Below are 19,087 nucleotides of genomic sequence, written 5' to 3'. Positions count from 1 at the left end.
GGTATTGCCTCCTTGCTGGTTGGAATCATTGTCGTATGAAGGCCTCATCGACCCTGGCCAGGTCGGTTTCGCGCAAAGTGCCCGCGTAGTAATGCAATTTGGTCCAGGCCATCAGGTAGTCGTAGCGCGCCTGGGCCAGGTCGCGCCGGGTGCTGTAGAGCTGCTGCTCGGCGTTCAGCGCATCGAGGTTGACCCGCTCGCCACCGAGGATGCTCTGCTTGGTCGAGACCACCAGGGCTTCGGCCGAACTCAAGGCCTTCTGATAGGCGCGCAACTTGCTCACCCCCGACAGGCAGGCACTGAACTGACGACGCAGCTCGATCAGGGTTTCGCGGGTCTTGCCGTCCAGTTCGTATTCGGCCTGTTCCAGGTTGGCGCTGGCCTGGCGCACCGACGCCGAGACGCCGCCACCGGCGAACAACGGCACGTTCACCTCGAAACCGATGGTGTTGGTGTCGTAGCGCTGGTTGTAGGTGTTGCCGCTGTCGGACTCGCTCTTGCGCACGCTGGCGTAGGCATTGAGCTTGGGCAAGTGCCCGGCGCGGTTGCGCTCCACTTCATAATGGGCCACTTCCAGGGCCTGGCGCTGGGACGCCAGGGTCGGGTTGTTCTCCAGGGCCATGGCGTGCCAGGTATCGAAGTTGGCCGGCTCCAGGGGAAACGACTGAAAGGTCCGGGCCAGTGGCGCCAGTTCGGAAACATCCACCGACGCTACGCCGATCAGCGCCCCCAGTTCGCGCAGGGCGGCATCCTGTTCGTTGCGGGCTTCGATTTCCTCGGCGGTGGCCAGCTCGAAACGCGACTCGGCTTCGAGAATATCGGTGCGTGTGCCCTCGCCCTGGCGGAACAGATGCTCGTTCTGCTGGAACTGCTCCCCATAGGCTTTCTTGCGGGCCTGGGCGATCTCGATCTGGTCCTGGGCAAACAACGCCTTGGTGTAATAGGTCAGGACCCGCACCAGCAGCTCCTGGCTCTTGCCGCGAAAGGTTTCATCGGCGAACAACGCCTGGGCCACGCCCTTGCGGTAATTGGCATAGGCCTCGTAGTCGATCAGCGGTTGTTGCAGCATCAGCGTCGAGCCGGAGCTGGTGTAGTGACGGTCCTCGTGGGAGTTGCCCCGTTCGCTGAGGTAGGTGGCCCGCGAATCGTTACGGCCCTGGTTGTAGTTATAGGAAATCTTCGGCAGCAGGCCGGCCCGGCCAATGGCGCGGTTTTCCTGGCCGGCATCGCGCTCCTTGAGCGCGCCGAGGAATACCGGGTCATTGCGCAGCGCCTGCTCATACACCTGGAACGGCCCCATGGCCTGGCTGCCGGTGCTGACCAACAGGGACAGCGTTGCCACGATCATCGACAGTGTCTTCATTCGGTGAAACATCCTATTGCTCGGTCAGCGCGGAACCCGCGCGGTCCAGCAGGGGTTTGAACAGATAGTTGAGCAGCGAGCGCTCGCCGGTCCGCACGAACATCTCGGCGGGCATGCCCGGCTTGATCACCAGCCCGTGGAGTTTTTCCAGGGCCATGTCGCTCACCGACGTGCGCAGCACGTAATACGGCGCGCCGGTCTTCTCATCGAGCAACTGGTCGGCGGAGATCAGGCTGACTTCGCCGGGCACCCGTGGCGTGCGGCTCTGGTTGAAGGCGGTGAACAGGATGTCCACCGGCAGATGGCTGCCGACCTTGTCCACCAGGTTGACCGGCAGGTGCCCCTCGACTTCCAGGCGTTCGCCCTGGGGCACGATCTCCAGCAGGGTTTCCCCGGCACGGATCACCGCGCCTTCGGTGTGCACGCTGAGGTTGACCGCGATGCCCTCCGCCGGCGCGACGATCTCGCTGTGCTGCAAATTGAAATCCGCCGAGCGCAGCTGCTGCTCCAGGGTCAGGCTCTTGAGCTGGGCCTCTGCCAGTTGGCCGCGCACTTCCTTCTGGTACTCCTCGCTGTGCTGGGAGAGCTTGAGACGCGACTCGACAATGCCCTGCTCGACCCGCCCGCTTTCGCCGCTGTTCTGCGCCAGGTCCTGTTGCACCTGGGACAGCTGGCGCTGGTAGTCCAGCAGGCGGTTGCGCGGGATATAGCCGTTGTCCGCCAGGGGCTTGAGGTTGTCCAACTGGCTGCGCAGGGAGTCGGCGCGGGCCAGCATGTCGTTGCGCGCGCGACGCATACCGGCCAGTTGCGAGCCGGCGCCGTCGATACTGGCGCGAATACCGGCCTGCTCCCGGGAAAAGGCTTCGCGACGGCTGCTGAACAGTTGCCGCTGGCCTTCGAGCACCAGCGCCAGGGGCGGGTCGGCCTCCGCGCTCAACTCGGGCGGAAACACCACCCGGGGCAGGTTGTCGCGCTCGCTCTGCCAACGCGCCTGGCTGGCCCAGGCCATGCGGTACTGGGCCCGCAACGATTGCACATCGGCCGACAATTGCGTCTGGTCGAGGCGAAACAGCGGCTGGCCCTGATGCACCACTTGCCCTTCGCGCACCAGGATCCGGCTGACCACGCCGCCGCCGAGGGATTGCACGGCCTTGCGCTTGCCGGATACCACCACGGTGCCCTGCACGGCAATGCCCTGGTCCAGCGGCGCCAGGGCCGCCCAGAGAAAGAAGCCGCCGGCACCCAGGAGGGCCAACAACCAGCCCATACGGGCAAAGAACCGGGCATCACGTTCCCGGTATTCAACAGGGGTACTGATCTGCATTGTGCTGTCCTTGCTCATGCGCCGCTACTGCGCGTCGGCGCGGGATACTGTCGGCTCAGGCTGACGCCCGCCGGGGTGGCTGCCTCGCGGGCCGGTTGCGGCGCGGGTTGGGCGCCGGCCGACAGTGCCTTGAGCACATCGGCACTGCTGCCGAAGGCTTGCAGGCGGCCTTCGTTGAGCACCAGCAACTTGTCCGCCTGGGTCAGGGAGGTGGAACGGTGGGTCACCAGGACCACTGTGCTGCCCCCCGCCTTGAGCAGGGCAATCGCCTGGGTCAGGGCGGTTTCCCCGACCACATCGAGGTTGGAATTGGGCTCATCCAGCACCACCAGGCGCGGGCCGCCATACAACGCGCGGGCCAGCGCCACCCGCTGCTTCTGCCCGCCGGACAGGCCGCTGCCGTCTTCTCCCAGCAGTGTGTCGTAGCCCTGGGGCAGGCGCAGGATCAGCTCGTGCACACCGGCCTGACGTGCCGCCTCGACCACTTTCGCCGAGTCGACCTCGGCAAACCGCGCGATATTTTCGGCAATGGTGCCGCTGAACAACTCGATGTCCTGGGGCAAATAACCAATATGCGGACCGAGGTCGTCGCGGTCCCAGCGGTGCAGGTCGGCACCGTCCAGGCGCACGGTGCCGCCCAGGGTCGGCCAGACGCCCACCAGCACCCGGGCCAGGGTAGACTTGCCCGAGCCCGAGGCACCGAGCACCCCCAGCACCTCGCCGGGAGCCAGGCTGAAACTCACCTGGTGCAGGGTCGCGACACGCTTGCCCGGCGGTCCGGCGCTGACCTGTTCAAAGGCCACCTGGCCCTGGGGAGCAGGCAGGCTCATCTGGCCTTCTGTCTCGGGGAACTCACGCAACAGGCCGTCCAGGCGCTGATAGGCGAGCTTGGCCGTGCTCCACTGTTTCCACACCGCAATCAACTGGTCGATGGGGCTGAGCACCCGGCCCATAAGGATCGAGCCGGCGATCATCATCCCGGCGGTCATCTCACCCTTGATCACCAGCAGCGCCCCCAGGCCCAGCACCAGCGATTGCAGGCACAGGCGCAACATCTTGCTCAGGGAAGTAATCACCGCCCCGGTATCGCTGGCGCGGTTCTGCCGTGCCAGAAATCGCGAGTGCACCTGGAACCAGCGCCTGCGCAAGGCCCCGAGCATGCCCATGGCCTGGATCGTCTCGGCGTTGTGCAGATGACTGGTGGCCAACTGAGTCGAGCGTTGCGAATAACCGCTGGCTTCGCTCAAGGGCTTTTTGGTCATGGACTCGTTGAGGCAGGCCAGGGCGATCAGCAACAAGGCCCCGACACTGGCGAACACCCCCAGCCAGGGATTGAACAGGAAGATCACCAGCAGGTAGATGGGAAACCACGGTGCGTCGAAAAAGGCGAACAGGGCCGGGCCGGTGAGAAACTGGCGAATCTGCGTCAGGTCGCCGAGGGACTGGCCGGCATGCCCTTCGCCGCGCAACAGGTTGCGCTCGAAGGCCGCCTGGTAGACCCGCAGGTTCAAGCGCCGCTCCAGGGCGCTGCCGATGCGGATCACGATAAAACTGCGGACCACTTCCAGCAGCCCGATAAAGGCAAAGAACCCCACCACCATCAGGGTCAGCATGACCAGGGTGGTTTCGTTCTGGGAGGTCAATACCCGGTCATAGACCTGGAGCATGTAAATCGAAGGCACCAGCATCAGCAGATTGATCAACGCGGTGAAACAACCGACGCTGAGCAACACACTTTTATAATCGCCGAGCACACGGATCAAAGGTGTCCCGGACATCATTTTCGGCGGGTTCATCTCTCTTCCTTGAAGTTTACGCACAGCCGGATACGCACCTTTATTCGATGGCCGGCGAGCCGCTCGGGAATATAGGTACTTTCAATAGGAGTCGTTCTTTAGCGACGCATAAAGACTGAACGAGAAAACAACTAACAGGCACAAGGCATCAAGTTGCCGTTTAATCGATTTGCACCTGGATGCTCAGGGCTTATCGCGCACCAGTACCAGAACGCTTCCATTCTTCAAACGCACTTCATAACGATCCGCCTTCTGCCGATTGAGATGGACGATGCCAGTCCCTTCGGCGCCATACAGCCACAGGCCATCGGGGGTCGGTTCCCAGTTGGCCGGGCGTTCGCCCAACCAGCCGGCGATGCACTCCAGGTCGCCACTCAGGCGCGGTGACTGCAACGCCAGGTCAAGCTTGCAGGCCTGGGGGTTCTCACCTTCAGGGTACATCCGCCACTGGCCGACAAGGGCCTCGGGGCTGGTCATGAGCAGGCTGCTCGCCATGGTGACTTCTCCAGAAAACGCCAGAAACGCAGCCATCAGCCACGTCGAATAGGTACTGCGAACAAAGCTCTTGATCATGGGCATGGACTACCTGGCCAGAGGGCAGCGCTGCAGCGCTGCCCCTACCGCATCAACTCAAGCCACGATATCCGTGACCGCTGCCTGACCCACGGTGGTCACCAGGAAATCGGCGACGCCGTGCCCGGAGAAGTCCACCGCCAGGGTACCCAGGTTGGTGCCCGAGGCATACGTCAGTACCGCATCGCCGGCATGGCCGGTGAACGCGTTGACGAAGGTCAGGCCCGAACCATGGGTGATCCCGGACAGATCGATCTTGTCCTGGCCACTGGTGAAGTCCATGATCCGGTCGGCCGCTTTCGGCGCCGAGTCGGAAACGGCGGCGAACACGAAGGTATCGTTGCCCGAACCACCCCAGAGCTTGTCGGCACCGCCAGCCCCGTAGAGGATATCGTTGCCGGCACCGCCACGCAGTTCGTTGGCCGCATCGTTGCCGATCAGCAGGTCGTTGCCCGAACCGCCGACGGCGTTCTCGATCGTGACACCCTGGGCAATGGAGATATTACCCACCATGCCGCCAACGTCGGAGAACGAGCCGTCATGCAGGTTGATCTTCTGGTTCTGGGTGAACCCGGAGAAGTCCAGGGTATCGTTGCCGCCGCCGTCCCAGACCGAGAACACCAGCTTGTCCGAAGACGAAGTGGCGCTCAGGTAGTCGCGACCGGCATTGGAGTTGAACCCATAGGTGGTGTCGCCGGAACGGGTGCTGTAGTTGGCGCCGTAGAGTTTCTGGATCGCCGCGATATCATCCATCAGCGGGCCCGAGGAATAAGCCTCGACCCCGCCTTTGCTGAAGTTCTGGCTGGTGTTGCTTTCGCTCCAGTAGCTCATGACGCTGTAGCCGCGGGTGTCCTGTCCATAGGACGCGTCATTGTAGGTCGGGTTGCCTTCGCCGGCGTTGTAGTCGCCGGGATGAGCCAGGCCGAGGGTATGGCCGATCTCATGGGTCAGGGTCTGGCGACCGTAGTTGTTCAGGCCAGGCGTCTTGTTGACGTTGTAGCCGCTACCGGTCAGGTACCAGGACTGGCCGTCGTAGCCAGGCTCGGTTCCCGGCAGGAAGGCGAATGCCGCCGCGCCTTCCTGCCCGCCGCTGTAGTTACCGAAGGTCATATGACCATCGCCACCCTTCGCCGCCTCCGTGAAGGTCACATTGGCCACGTCCGCCCAGGATTGCATGGAGAGCACGGCCTGCGACTTCTGCAGCGCGCTGAACTGGCTGAACCCGGTGACGCCCAGACCGCTGAAATTCGAGGTCTGGGAAGTCAGGAAGGTATAGGTCAGTTCGATCTTGCCGCTGCCGTCCAGATCGTGCCAGGCGGCACCGTCACGCAGCAGTTGCGTGGCGGCCTGATCGACGGAGTAGGAGGGTTTGCCATTGACCGTGAGATTACCGCCACGGTCGTATTGATGGCTGAAGCTATCGATCTGGTTAAAGGCGGAACTTGTCCCGTTGGCCGCCAGTGCCGCATCAGAAGAAACAATAGCTTTGGTTTTGACTTTCGACATAAACACACTTCCTTGTTTGCAAGTGAAACAGTTTTTGTCAGATAGCGACAATCCCTTGGCGAGATCATCCTATCACTCGCCCTTTTTGAAGGCAGCGAGAAACTGACACAATTTGAAATCAAACGTCCAGCGCTTTTTTGATAACAAATCCCATAAACACCGAAAACACCTACAAACGCTGGACAACGCCATGAAAGTTTTTTCTGACAGTAACGGCCGACTCCCGCAAGCAGACTTTCGGAAAACTTCAAGTCGCAAGAATGCATATGGGAAGTGCATCAATAAATGACCAGCCAGTCACTTTTATACTTATAAATTTCCCGGTCGACCACTCGTTCTCAATGCATTCAGGACAACTTCGCCGCTTAACGCCGATACCGCTGTTCCATCGGCCGTGTTCATGTCCTCGCCGGCCAGCAGGGCATTGATGATCGCCTCCTCCACCGCTTCGGCGGCCGCCAGGAACAAGGGGGAAATATGATCGTTGTTGAGCATCGCCAGCGGGCTGCTGAACGGCAGGTCCTTGCGCCCGTAGTCGGCGGGTGGCAACTGGTCGTTGCCGGTGGCGAAGGCCAGGAAGATATCGCCGCTGGAGTCCTCGGTGCCGCCGCCGGTGCGGGCGATACCGATGGAAGCCCGTTGCGCCAGGCGCTGGCATTGATGGGGCAGCAAGGGTGCGTCGGTGGCGAGAATCACCACGATCGAGCCCATGCCCGGGGTGCCACGACGGGCGAAAGGCGACGGGATATCCAGCAATTGGCGACCAACCGGATAGCCATCCACCCGCAGCTCCTGGCGCTTGCCATGATTGGCCTGGACCAGCGCGCCGACGGTCCAGCCGCCCTGCGCTGCCGACAGGCGCCGGGATGAGGTGCCGATACCGCCCTTGAATTCATGGCAGATCATCCCGGTACCGCCACCCACCGAGCCTTCGGTCACCGGACCGGGCCTGGCATCGGCCAGCGCTTCACGGACCTGCGCGGGGCCGACATGCTGGCCCCAGATATCATTGAGCACCCCGTCATAGGTTTCCATCACCACCGGCATGCACCAGTACACCGCCGGGTCCGCCAGGCTGTCGCGCTCGTCGGCGATCAGCGCATCGCGCACCACACCGACGCTATGGGTATTGGTGATCGCCACGGGCGTGGTCAGCAGCCCGGCTTCGCGAATCCACTCCAGGCCCGTGGCATCGCCATTGCCGTTGAGCACATGGCAACCGGCGAAACAGGGCTGCTGCCGCGCCGCGCCGGGCCGTGGCTGGATCAGCGTCACGCCGGTGCGCACCTGCTTGCCGTCGATCTCGGTCTTCAATGTACTGTGGCCGACCCGTACACCGGGCACATCGGTGATGGCATTGAACGGCCCCGGTGTTCCCAGGCCCAGGGTGATTCCCCATTCACGTGCGCGCATAATCCCTCTCTGTCCGCGGGTTTGAAATGTGCGGCCACTCTAGGCGCTCACTTCCCGCTCGCCAATTCCCCTATCGGGGTACTGTCGAGCCCGTGCACGGATCTTCTAGACTGCTACCCGGCCGCCAGCCTCTACTGAAGCACTGCAGATTGACCACGACTCCAGGAACCCCATGTCCAGCACCGTCAACCACTGGGTCGACCTGAACCAGGACCGCGACACCGGCATCGAAACCCTGCGCGCGCGTTTCCAGGGGCATACCCATGCCTACGATGCCCACTGGCACGACAGCTACCTGGTGGGTGTCACCGAACAAGGCGTGCAGCAGTTCAATTGCCGGGGCACCCGCTACCAAAGCCTGGCAGGTAACGTCTTCCTGCTCGAACCCGGCGAGATCCATGACGGCGACGCACCCACCGACGGCGGCTTCACCTACCGCACCATCTATCTCGACCCACACTGGCTGGAACGGGAACTGAGCGCGCTGTTCGAGGAAGCCCCGGCGGGCAGCCAACTGAGCTTTGCCGCGACCCTGGCCACCGACACCCGCCTGGCCCAGGCCACCAGTGCCGCGTTCCAGGCCATTCACACCCAGGAATTGCGCATCGTCCGGCAAAGCGCCCTCGACCGTTTGTTCGACAGCCTCACCGACCATCTGCACTGGCGCGCCCGCTACCGCGAGGACCCGCGCCTGCCACGGGTTGCGCAGGTTGCCCGCGAGTACTTGCACGCCCATCTGCAACATGACCTGAGCCTGGATGAGGTCGCGGCCGTCTGTGGTGTCGACCGCTTCCGCCTGACCCGAGCCTTCAAGGCCGCCTACGGTCTGCCGCCCCACGCCTACCTGGTGCAATTGCGGGTGGCCAAGGCGCGGCAACTGCTGTCCCGGGGCGAAACCCCGGCGAACGTCGCCATGACCCTGGGCTTTGCCGACCAGAGCCACCTGGGCCGCTGGTTTGTCCGCGCCTACGGGCTGACGCCCGCCGCCTACCGCAAGCGCTGCTCAAATCTTCCAGACGCCTGAGGCGGCGCGCGGGAAGATCGGTTGATCGATCTTTCAGTGGAGCCCCTCCCCATGTTGTCCAGCCTTTCCAGCTTCCTGCCCTTTGTGCTCTTCGCCATCGTCGCCTCCGTCACCCCCGGGCCGAACAATATCCTGGTGCTGAGCAACAGTGCCCGCCATGGCCTGGCGGCAGCCCTGCCGATCATCCTCGGCGCCGGTGCCGGCGCGGCACTGATCGTCCTGCTGGTGGGCAGCGGTGTCGGTGAATCGCTGGCACAACGGCCCCAGGTCCGCACCGGCATGCAATGGCTCGGCATCGCCTGGCTGAGCTACCTGGCCTGGCAGATCTTCAGCGCACCGGCCAGTGCCATCGACCCTGATGCAGCTCCGGCCAAACGTCTCGGCCTGTTGGGCGCGGCCAGCCTGCAACTGATCAATCCGAAGGTCTGGATGATGGCCCTGGCGGTGGTCGGCGTGTTCGCCGGCAGCGGTGCCGAACGCCAGGCCCACGTGCTGTCACTGTCCCTGGTGTTCTTCCTGGTGTCGCTGCCATGCATGAGCCTGTGGGCGGTACTCGGTGTCGGCTCCGCGCGGCTGTTTCGCTCGCCCCTGGCGATGCGGCGGTTCAATCGCTGCATGGCGCTGCTGTTGCTGGTTTCAGCCTGGCTGAGCGTGTTGGTATAACGTCGGGGTCGCTGCAGTGCAAAAGCCGGTCGCACTGGTGCGCTTTTGCCAGCAGCCGGCTGCGTAACGTGGCCGGACGGTGCATGAAGACACCGAACTCCACAATAAACGACCTGCCGCGAGACCTGCGTATCATGAAAAGACTGTTCAACAGCTGTCTGTTCCTCTGCGGTACCGCCCTCCTGAGCACCAGCGTGCTCGCCTCCGAAGACGCTTCCTGCAAGACCGTGCGCATGGGCGTGGTCAACTGGACCGATGTGATCGCCACCAGTGGCATGGCCGACGTGCTGCTCAACGGCCTGGGTTATGAAAGCAAGCAGACCAGCGCCGTGCAGCAGATCATCTTTGCCGGGATCCGGGACAAGCGCCTGGATATCTTCCTCGGCTACTGGAAGCCGGCGATGGACAAGAACATCGCGCCTTTTGTCGCCGCCAACCAGGTCAAGGTCCTGGCCCAGCCCAGCCTCTCCGACGCCCAGGCCACCCTCGCCGTGCCGCAATATGTGGCTGACGCGGGCCTGAAGACCTTCGCCGATATTGCCAAGTTCAAGGACAAGCTCGGTGGCAAGATCTATGGCATCGAGCCCGGCAGCGGCGCCAACACCACCATCAAGACCATGATCGATACCGACCACTTCGGCCTCAAGGGTTTCAATCTGGTGGAGTCCGGGGAAGCCGGGATGCTCGCGGCCGTGCAGCGGGCGGTCAATCGCAAGGAGTTCGTGGTGTTCGTCGGCTGGACCCCGCACCCGATGAACATCAATATGAAGATCACCTACCTGACCGGCAGCGAAGATGTCTACGGGCCTAACGAAGGCGCGGCCACCGTGTCCACCGTCACCGCCCCGGACTACGCCCAGCGTTGCCCGAACGTGAACAAGCTGCTGGAGAACCTGACCTTCAGCGCCGCCCAGGAAAGCCAGTTGATGGTGCCGATCATGGAGCGCCAGACGCCCCAGGACGTGGCCAAGAAATGGCTGCGCGATCACCCGGAAGATCTGCAGAAGTGGCTGGCCGGCGTGACCAGTGTTGATGGCAAGGACGGTGTGGCGACCGTGCAGGCCAGTTTGAAATAACACCCATTGTAGGAGCGGAGCTTGCCCGCGAAGCTTTTAGCGTCCTCACGGGCCTCTTCGCTGGCAAGCCAAGCTCCTACAGGTCCATGGAGTGCGCAAAATCTGTATCCGACGCCGAACTGTAGGAGCAGGGCTTGTCGGATCGCCGCACCGCCGCGAAGAGGCCCTAAAGATCGCCGCCACAGGTTCTCCTGACACCTCGTACAGAACTGAGACTGCGCATGACCGATTACCCGCTCTCCCCCGAACTCAGCGCCTTTGTCGCCAAGACCCTCGATCTCAACGCCCCGGACAGCACGATCAATGGCCTACGCCTTGGCTACAGCGCTATGTGCCGAGCCTTCACCCCAGCACGCCCGGCGAACATCAGCGTCAGCGAACAGTTGATCGGCCAGGTGCCCGTACGCCAATACCGTCCGACTTCAGCAACACCCGCCAATGGCTGGCCCGGCGTGGTCTACCTGCACGGTGGCGGCTGGGTGGTCGGCGACCTCGACTCCCACGATTTCATCACCGCTGAACTGGCCTCCCGGCTCAACGCCGTGGTCATCGCGGTCGACTACCGACTGGCACCGGAACATCCCTTCCCGGCGGCCTTCGATGATTGCCTGGCGGTGTGGCGCGGTTTGCAGGACAGCGCCGCAACCTGGCAACTGGACCCGCAACGCATGGCGATTGCCGGCGACAGCGCCGGGGGCAATCTCGCCGCCGCCGTATGCCTGGCCCTGCGCGATACCGGCCAAGCGCAGCCGCGGCTACAAGCCCTGATCTATCCAGGACTGGGTGGCGACGACCGACTGCCCTCGCGCATCGAATGCGCAGACGCGCCGCTGCTCGGCGCCAGCGATGTGCACTGCTACCACGCCTTGTACCTGCCGGGTTCGGCCACCCCTTCGGCCTATGCGATGCCGTTGCAGGCCACGGACCTGCGGGGCCTGGCCCCGGCGTTTATCGCCGTGGCGCAATTCGACCCCTTGCGCGACGACGGCGTGGAGTACAGCGAACGCCTGCAAGCGGCCGGTGTAAGTGTGGATTTCCATCCCGGCCACGGCCTGGTGCACGGCTGCCTGCGCGCCCGGGGCAGTGCACCGGAGGTCGATCTGCTCTACGAAAAACTCCTCGCCGCCCTGCACCACTCCCTGGACCTGTAGCAAAAGTTACTTGACGACTGACCTTGCCTTGAGTTCTTCTGAAACCGGTTTCAGTGCCAATGCACCAACCGCCTGCCGACAACTCCAAGAAAAGGTTTCAGGCCGTGAACAGTTTTTCCGCCGCCCAACGCAGCCGCGTGACCATGCTCGATGTCGCTGAACGCGCCGGGGTCTCCAAGGCCAGCGTGTCGCGTTTTATCGGCGATGACCGCGCCCTGCTTTCCGAAGCCATCGCCCTGCGCATCGAACAGGCGATCAGCGAATTGGGCTACCGCCCGAACCAGATGGCCCGTGGCCTGAAACGCGGCCGTACGCGCCTGATCGGCATGCTGGTGGCCGATATCCGCAACCCTTATTCGATTGCCGTGATGCATGGCGTGGAAACCGCCTGCCGCGCCCACGGCTACAGCCTGGTGGTGTGCAACACCGACCGCGACGACCAGCAGGAGCGCCTGCACCTGGCGGCGCTGCGCTCGTACAACATCGAAGGCCTGATCCTCAATACCCTCGGTCACCATCTCGAAGAATTGCAGGCACTGCAACGGGAAATGCCGATGGTGCTGGTGGACCGCAGGGTCGAGCACCTGGGCAGCGATCTGGTCGGCCTTGATAATGGTGCCGCCGTACGCAGCGCCGTCGAGCACCTGGAGCAACAGGGTTACCGCGACCTGATGCTGGTCAGTGAACCCCTTGACGGCACCAGCTCGCGGCTGGAACGGATTGAACACTTCAATCTCGAAATCACCAGGCGTGATGCCCTGAGCGGCAGCATCGGCCATACCGGCGAATCATTGCGACATCAGTTGCAGGATTTCCTGGCGGCCCCCAGTGCCGGACCCAAGGCGCTGTTCTGTGCCAACGGCATTGCCGCCCTGGCCTGTGTCCAGGCCCTGCGCGAGCTGGGCTGCAATCTGTTCGACGATATCGGCCTGATCGCCCTCGACGACCTGGAATGGTTCCCCCTGGTAGGTAGCGGTATCACCGCCCTCGCCCAGCCCACACAGCAGATCGGCGCCAGTGCCTTCGACTGCCTGTTCAAGCGCCTGCGGGGTGACAAGGGCGCCGCCAAAGCCCTCGATTTTCCCGCGCAGTTGATCGTCCGTGGGTCCACCCAACGTACAAGATTTGCCTGAGACGCAGCGGAGCCTGGCCTCCGCTGTAAAGCCTGCCAAAAAATGAAACCGGTTTCAGAGGTACAACAACAATGAAAGAACAGCTGTTTCCCGTCTCCATCAGCCTCTCCAGTTACGGCGCGACGCTGGTTCGCGAACGTGGCCAGGAAAGTTTTATCGAACTGCTGGCCGAGGCCGGCGCCAGTCGCATCGAAGTACGCGAAGAACTGCTGACCAACGAAGATCCGCAGCGCTTTGCAACCCGCGCGACGGCCATGGGCCTGGAGTGTGCCTACTCGTCACCCCTGGAATTGTGGCCCGCGGGTCAGTCGCGTCCCGACCCGCAGTTGGCGGCTACCCTGCAACGCGCCGAAGCCTTTGGCGCCCGCTGGCTGAAAGTCTCCCTGGGCTACTTCAGTGAAAACTGCGACCTGTCGGCACTGGCAGGATTGTTGTCGGCATCATCAGTCCGCTTGCTGGTGGAGAACGACCAGACCACCCAGGGCGGCCGAATCGAACCCCTGCTGCGCTTTTTCGATCAGGTCGAGCAACAGCAACTGCCGGTGAAAATGACCTTCGACATCGGTAATTGGCGCTGGCAGGACCAATCCGCCAGCAGCGCCGCGCGCCTGCTCGGCCGGCATGTCGACTACCTGCACTGCAAGGCCGTGGCCCTGCGTGCGGACGGCAAGCTCGTCGCCCTGCCACCGAACGCCGTTGACCTGGAACAGTGGGAACGTTTGCTGGGCCAGATGAGTCAAGGTTTGACCCGAGCCGTTGAATACCCGCTGCAAGGCGACGACCTGCTGGCCGTCACCCGCGAACAGGTACGCACCCTCGCCCGCCTGGGCCACTCCATGGAGGAAACAGCCCATGCCTGAAATCGAAATCCTCTCGTTCGGTGAGACCATGGCGATGTTCGTCGCCGAACAGACCGGCGACCTGGCCCGGGTCGGGCACTTCCACAAGCGCATCGCCGGCGCCGACAGCAATGTCGCCATCGGCCTGGCGCGCCTGGGCTTCAAGGTCAACTGGCTGAGCCGGGTCGGCGCCGACTCCCTCGGCCGTTTTGTGATCGACACCCTGCAAGGCGAAGGCCTGCACTGCGATTACGTCGATATCGACCCGGGCTATCCCACCGGTTTTCAACTCAAGTCCCGGGAAGACCAGGGCCAGGACCCGCAGGTGGAGTATTTCCGTCGGGGTTCGGCCGCCAGTCACCTGTCAGTGGCCGATATCCGCCCGGAGCTGCTCAAGGCCCGGCATCTGCATGCCACCGGGATTCCTCCTGCCCTCTCGGCCAGTGCCCGCGAGCTGTCGTTCGAGCTGATGACACGCATGGCGGCGACCGGGCGCAGCGTGTCCTTCGACCCCAACCTGCGACCGAGCCTGTGGCCCAGCGAAAGACAGATGATCGAAGACATCAACGCCCTGGCCGCCCTCGCCCATTGGGTCCTGCCGGGCTTGGGCGAAGGCCGCTTGCTCACCGGTTACCAGGCGCCGCGGGATATCGCCGCCTTCTACCTCGACCAGGGCGCCGCCGTCGTGGCCATCAAGCTCGGGGCTGACGGCGCCTACTACCGGACCCATCGCGACGAGGGGTTTGTCGCCGCGGTGCCGGTGCAGGTCGTGGTGGACACGGTCGGTGCCGGTGATGCTTTCGCCGTTGGCGTGGTCAGTGCGCTGCTGGAGAACCACAGCGCGGCCCAGGCCGTGGCGCGCGGCAACTGGATCGGCGCCCAGGCGGTGCAGAGCCGCGGCGACATGGAGGGTTTGCCGACCCGGGAACAGCTGACAGCGGCACGCCGACCCGCGCCCGTCGGCTAAGCAAGACCGCGTTTTCCGAATGCCACCTGCTGCGACAAAAACAACAAGCTCAGGAGCCACACCATGCACACGCTGAAACTCGCCACCCGCCGCTGGTGGTACATCATGCCCATCGTTTTCATCACCTACAGCCTGGCCTACCTGGACCGCGCCAACTATGGCTTCGCCGCGGCCTCGGGCATGGCCGCCGATCTGCAGATCACCCCCGGGCTGTCGTCGCTGCTCGGCGCACTGTTCTTTCTCGGCTACTTCTTTTTCCAGGTGCCCGGCGCCCTCTACGCGCAGAAGCACAGCGTGAAGAAGCTGATCTTCGTCAGCCTGATCCTCTGGGGCGGCCTGGCCACCCTCACCGGCATCGTTTCCAACGCCTATATGCTGATCGGCATCCGCTTCATGCTTGGCGTGGTCGAAGCCGCCGTGATGCCGGCGATGCTGGTGTACCTGTGTTATTGGTTCACCCGTGCGGAACGCTCGCGGGCCAATACCTTCCTGATCCTCGGCAACCCGGTGACCATGCTCTGGATGTCGGTGGTCTCGGGTTATCTGGTGCAGCACTTCAGCTGGCGCTGGATGTTTATCGTCGAAGGCCTGCCGGCGGTGATCTGGGCCTTTATCTGGTGGCGCCTGGCCGATGAGCGTCCAGCCCGGGCGAGCTGGCTCAGCGCGCAGGAAAAGCGCGACCTGGACAGCGCCCTGGCCGCCGAGCAGGTCGGCATCAAGGCGGTGAAAAACTATGCCCAGGCCTTCCGCGAACCCAAGGTGATCATCCTTGCCCTGCAGTTCTTCTGCTGGAGCATCGGCGTCTACGGCTTTGTGCTGTGGCTGCCGTCGATTCTGAAAAGCGGCTTGAAGATGGACATGGTCGAAGCCGGCTGGTTGTCGGCCTTGCCCTACCTGGCCGCGGTGATCGCCATGCTCGCGGTGTCCTGGGGCTCGGACAAGCTGCAACGGCGCAAACGTTTTGTCTGGCCACCGCTGCTGGTGGCGTCGGTGGCCTTCTATGCCTCCTACGCCCTGGGCGCGGAACATTTCTGGTGGTCCTACAGCCTGCTGGTGATCGCCGGTGCCTGCATGTACGCGCCCTATGGACCGTTTTTTGCGATTGTCCCGGAGATCCTTCCAGCCAACGTTGCCGGCGGTGCCATGGCTCTGATCAACAGCATGGGTGCCCTCGGTTCCTTCGGTGGTTCCTACCTGGTGGGCTACCTGAACAGCGAAACCGGTTCGCCGGGGGCTTCCTACCTGCTGATGAGCGGCGCCCTGCTGCTGTCAGTGATCCTGACCGTATTCCTCAATCCCGGCGCCAGCGATCGCGCAGCCCCCAAGGGCTTGCCGACGCCCCGTGCGCTGTCCCATCCCTGAACCCTGTCGAGCGAACCCGATGAAAAAACCGGTTGTGTTGTACAAGAAGCTCTCGCCCTCGCTGATGGCCCGCCTGCATGAGCACACCCAGGTCACCCTGATCGACGATCTGGGTGACAACGGCCTGGCGCAACTGCGTGCCGCCTTGCCCGAGGCCCGGGGCCTGCTCGGTGCCAGCCTGAAGCTGGACGCCGCACTGCTTGACCTGGCGCCACACCTGGAGGCCATCGCCAGCGTCTCGGTGGGGGTCGACAATTACGACATCGATTACCTGACCCGCCGACGGATCCTGCTCAGCAACACGCCGGACGTGCTCACCGAAACCACCGCCGACACCGGCTTCGCCCTGATCCTGGCCAGCGCCCGACGGGTGGTGGAACTGGCGAACCTGGTGCGCAACGGACAGTGGACGCGCAATATCGGTCCGCTGCATTTCGGCACGGATGTACATGGCAAGAAGCTCGGCATCATCGGCATGGGCCGTATTGGTGAAGCCCTGGCCCAGCGCGGGCATTTCGGCTTCGGCATGCCGGTGCTCTACCACAGTCACTCGCCCAAGCCTGAAGTGGAACAACGCTTCAATGCGCGCTACCTGGGACTGCACGAACTGTTGCAGGAAGCCGACTTTGTCTGCCTGACATTGCCCCTGACCCCTCAGACCGAGGGGCTGATCGGTGCCGGGGAATTGGCCCTGATGCGCCCGGAAAGCATCCTTATCAATATTTCCCGGGGCAAGGTGGTGAACGAGCAGGCGCTGATCCAGGCCTTGCAGAACCGGCAGATCCGTGGCGCCGGCCTCGATGTGTTCGAGCGCGAACCCCTGGCGCCGGACTCGCCGTTGCTGAACCTGGCCAACGTGGTGGCCACGCCGCATATCGGCTCGGCCACCTTTGAAACCCGTGAAGCCATGGCACGCTGTGCGGTGGACAATCTGCTGGCAGCCCTGGCCGGAGAACGACCGGCAAATCTGGTCAATCCCCAGGCCTACCCGCACTGACAGCCGTGCCGGTAGCGAGCGTCGCCGAGCCCTGGCAACGCTCGCAGCGTCAGATCACGAAGCGCGCGACCATGGCATTGAGGTCCACCGCCAGGCGCGACAGCTCATGGCTGGCGGCACTGGTCTGGTTGGCACCAGCGGCCGACTGGGAAGCCAGGTCGCGGATGTTCACCAGGTTGCGGTCCACTTCGCGGGAGACCTGCGCCTGCTCTTCCGAGGCACTGGCAATCACCAGGTTGCGCTCGTTGATCAGGTTGATCGATTGGGTGATCTGCTCCAGGGCCACACCGGCGGCACGGGCCGTTTCCAGGGTACTCTGGGTCCGCTGGTTGCTCTGTTGCATCGATTGCACGGCCTGACCGGTGCCATTCTGGATACCGGCAACCATCTGCTCGATCTCCTTGGTCGACTGCTGGGTACGATGGGCCAGCGCCCGCACTTCATCGGCCACCACCGCAAAACCACGCCCGGCCTCGCCCGCCCGTGCGGCTTCGATAGCGGCATTGAGGGCCAGCAGGTTGGTCTGTTCGGCAATCGCGCGGATCACATCCAGCACCTGGCCGATATCGCGACCCTGGGTGGCCAGGCCTTCGATCAGCACCGAGGTGCTTTGCACGTCCTGGGTCATGGCCTGGATCGCCTCCACCGTCTGCACGACACGGTCGCGTCCGTCACGAGCCGCCTGATTGGATTGCTGCGAGGCTTCGGAGGTGGACACCGCATTGCGTGCCACTTCTTCCACCGCACTGGTCATTTCGTTGACCGCGGTGGCCGCCTGCTCGATCTCGTTGTTCTGCTGCTGCAGCCCGCGGGACGACTCTTCGGTCACCGCGCTAAGCTCTTCAGCGGCCGACGCCAGCTGCGTGGCGGAACCAGAGATTTGCTCGATGGTCTTGCGCAAGTTGCCTTGCATCTTTGACAACGCGCCCAGTAGGCGGGCCGGTTCATCCTTGCCTTCAATGGCAATGGCCTTGGTCAGGTTGCCACCAGCAATGGCTTCAGCGGCTTCGACCGCCTGGTTCAGCGGCGCCACGATGCTGCGGGTCAACAACCAGGCCAGCAGCACGGTCGCCAGCGCCGCCACCACCGAAACCAGGATAATGCCGAAACTGGCATTGCTGTATTGCTCACCGGCCTGGGCCGACGCAGCCTTGGCCCCGGCCTTGTTGATCGCCACCAACTGGTTGAGCTGCACGCCCATCAGGTCAGTACCGGCCTTGATCTGGTTATTGATCAGATTACGCATCTCATCGACCTTATCCTGTCGCGACAGCTCCAACATCTGGCTCTGGTCCCGGATATAAGTGTCGAGCGTGCCCGAGAACTCCTTGTACTTGGCCAGCTCATCCCCATCAGCAGGCAAATCGGCGTAGCTCTTCACGTCCTTGCGAACTTTGTCCACCAGGGCGGCAACCCGCGTATCGGTGTCCTGCAGGGATGCGGAGTCACGGTTGAGCAGCAGGCGAAAAGACAGGATGCGCATACGCAGCACGTCTTCGAGCACATTGCCGAGAAACCCGACGCTAGGCAGTTGATTCGTTTCCATATCAATGGATGCCTGGCGAATCACCGTCATACGGGTCTGGGAAAAGACCCCCAGCACAATCACCAGCAATGCAATAAATGCAAAACCGAGAAACGCGCGGGGAGCGATATTCATATTTCGTAGGGACATGGGCTGCTCTCTATAAGGCTTGAGGACTACTAGCTTCCATGCCGTAAACCTGTCAGATAGCAACTGGCCATACCGACAGTGTTGCACCACTCTTTTCAGTGACGGTGGGCTTACAACTGATTATCGGCAGAAGTTGTGAATTTATTCAGGGGGAATGAAAAAATATTTCACTTTATGACTTGGCATGGCGAAATATTTCATCACCGATACAATTGGCGCCCTACG

The 19,087-nt window shown here is 63.0% G+C and carries 16 protein-coding genes; 9 read left to right on the top strand and 7 right to left on the bottom strand.

All coding sequences use genetic code 11. The features are described from left to right. Positions 1 to 25: 25 nt before the first annotated feature. The 6 genes from M5C56_RS11565 to M5C56_RS11540 all read right to left on the bottom strand — a co-directional run bounded on the left by M5C56_RS11565 (position 26) and on the right by M5C56_RS11540 (position 7,975). Positions 26 to 1,363, bottom strand: a complete 1,338-nt coding sequence (locus tag M5C56_RS11565; RefSeq protein WP_177099079.1) for a TolC family outer membrane protein — start codon at positions 1,361 to 1,363, stop codon at positions 26 to 28. Between the two features lie 13 nt (positions 1,364 to 1,376). Further along, a complete protein-coding gene (locus M5C56_RS11560) occupies positions 1,377 to 2,705 on the bottom strand; it encodes an HlyD family type I secretion periplasmic adaptor subunit (protein ID WP_103499138.1) in 1,329 nt (442 codons plus the stop codon). Next, positions 2,702 to 4,483: a type I secretion system permease/ATPase gene (locus tag M5C56_RS11555; RefSeq protein ID WP_103499139.1), complete on the bottom strand. Its 1,782-nt coding sequence runs from the start codon at positions 4,481 to 4,483 to the stop codon at positions 2,702 to 2,704. Before M5C56_RS11555 ends, M5C56_RS11560 begins: the two co-directional genes overlap by 4 nt. A gap of 183 nt (positions 4,484 to 4,666) precedes the next feature. Then, a complete protein-coding gene (locus tag M5C56_RS11550) occupies positions 4,667 to 5,056 on the bottom strand; it encodes a protease inhibitor Inh/omp19 family protein (protein WP_247263127.1) in 390 nt (129 codons plus the stop codon). Between the two features lie 57 nt (positions 5,057 to 5,113). Beyond that, a complete protein-coding gene (locus M5C56_RS11545; RefSeq protein ID WP_103499140.1) occupies positions 5,114 to 6,562 on the bottom strand; it encodes a serralysin family metalloprotease in 1,449 nt (482 codons plus the stop codon). A gap of 309 nt (positions 6,563 to 6,871) precedes the next feature. Next, positions 6,872 to 7,975: a P1 family peptidase gene (locus M5C56_RS11540; protein WP_103499141.1), complete on the bottom strand. Its 1,104-nt coding sequence runs from the start codon at positions 7,973 to 7,975 to the stop codon at positions 6,872 to 6,874. Between the two features lie 172 nt (positions 7,976 to 8,147). On the opposite strand from M5C56_RS11540, the gene M5C56_RS11535 reads away from it, so the two are divergent. The 9 genes from M5C56_RS11535 (at position 8,148) to M5C56_RS11495 (ending at position 17,187) form a co-directional block, all read left to right on the top strand. After that, the gene (locus M5C56_RS11535; RefSeq protein WP_103499142.1) at positions 8,148 to 8,999 is read left to right on the top strand and encodes an AraC family transcriptional regulator; all 852 of its coding nucleotides are present in this window, start codon (positions 8,148 to 8,150) and stop codon (positions 8,997 to 8,999) included. A 51-nt stretch (positions 9,000 to 9,050) separates the two neighbouring features. Next, positions 9,051 to 9,662 carry a LysE family translocator gene (locus M5C56_RS11530; RefSeq protein WP_103499143.1) on the top strand — a complete coding sequence of 204 codons (612 nt, stop codon included), beginning with the start codon at positions 9,051 to 9,053 and terminating at the stop codon, positions 9,660 to 9,662. Between the two features lie 134 nt (positions 9,663 to 9,796). After that, positions 9,797 to 10,738, top strand: a complete 942-nt coding sequence (locus M5C56_RS11525; protein ID WP_100943482.1) for a choline ABC transporter substrate-binding protein — start codon at positions 9,797 to 9,799, stop codon at positions 10,736 to 10,738. Between the two features lie 221 nt (positions 10,739 to 10,959). Next, positions 10,960 to 11,889, top strand: a complete 930-nt coding sequence (locus M5C56_RS11520; protein ID WP_247263128.1) for an alpha/beta hydrolase — start codon at positions 10,960 to 10,962, stop codon at positions 11,887 to 11,889. A 104-nt stretch (positions 11,890 to 11,993) separates the two neighbouring features. Further along, on the top strand, positions 11,994 to 13,022 hold the full coding sequence (locus M5C56_RS11515; protein WP_103494270.1) for a LacI family DNA-binding transcriptional regulator: 1,029 nt from the start codon (positions 11,994 to 11,996) through the stop codon (positions 13,020 to 13,022). Positions 13,023 to 13,093: 71 nt separating this feature from the next. Beyond that, positions 13,094 to 13,882: a TIM barrel protein gene (locus M5C56_RS11510; protein ID WP_103494265.1), complete on the top strand. Its 789-nt coding sequence runs from the start codon at positions 13,094 to 13,096 to the stop codon at positions 13,880 to 13,882. Continuing rightward, positions 13,875 to 14,828 carry a sugar kinase gene (locus M5C56_RS11505; protein ID WP_103494264.1) on the top strand — a complete coding sequence of 318 codons (954 nt, stop codon included), beginning with the start codon at positions 13,875 to 13,877 and terminating at the stop codon, positions 14,826 to 14,828. Before M5C56_RS11510 ends, M5C56_RS11505 begins: the two co-directional genes overlap by 8 nt. A 63-nt stretch (positions 14,829 to 14,891) precedes the next feature. Continuing rightward, on the top strand, positions 14,892 to 16,190 hold the full coding sequence (locus M5C56_RS11500) for an MFS transporter (RefSeq protein ID WP_103494263.1): 1,299 nt from the start codon (positions 14,892 to 14,894) through the stop codon (positions 16,188 to 16,190). A gap of 19 nt (positions 16,191 to 16,209) precedes the next feature. Further along, complete coding sequence (locus M5C56_RS11495; RefSeq protein WP_103494262.1) at positions 16,210 to 17,187, top strand: NAD(P)-dependent oxidoreductase; 978 nt, start codon at positions 16,210 to 16,212, stop codon at positions 17,185 to 17,187. Between the two features lie 49 nt (positions 17,188 to 17,236). Here the strand turns inward: M5C56_RS11495 and M5C56_RS11490 are convergent, their stop codons facing one another. After that, complete coding sequence (locus tag M5C56_RS11490) at positions 17,237 to 18,862, bottom strand: methyl-accepting chemotaxis protein (protein WP_103494261.1); 1,626 nt, start codon at positions 18,860 to 18,862, stop codon at positions 17,237 to 17,239. Between the last annotated feature and the right edge of the window lie 225 nt (positions 18,863 to 19,087).

The organism is Pseudomonas sp. MWU13-2862 (genome assembly GCF_023242495.1).
In the GTDB taxonomy this organism is placed as follows: Bacteria; Pseudomonadota; Gammaproteobacteria; order Pseudomonadales; family Pseudomonadaceae; genus Aquipseudomonas; species Aquipseudomonas gingeri_D.
The sequence above is the reverse complement of the archived record's forward strand: the minus strand, read 5'-3'. Positions and strand labels throughout refer to the sequence as shown.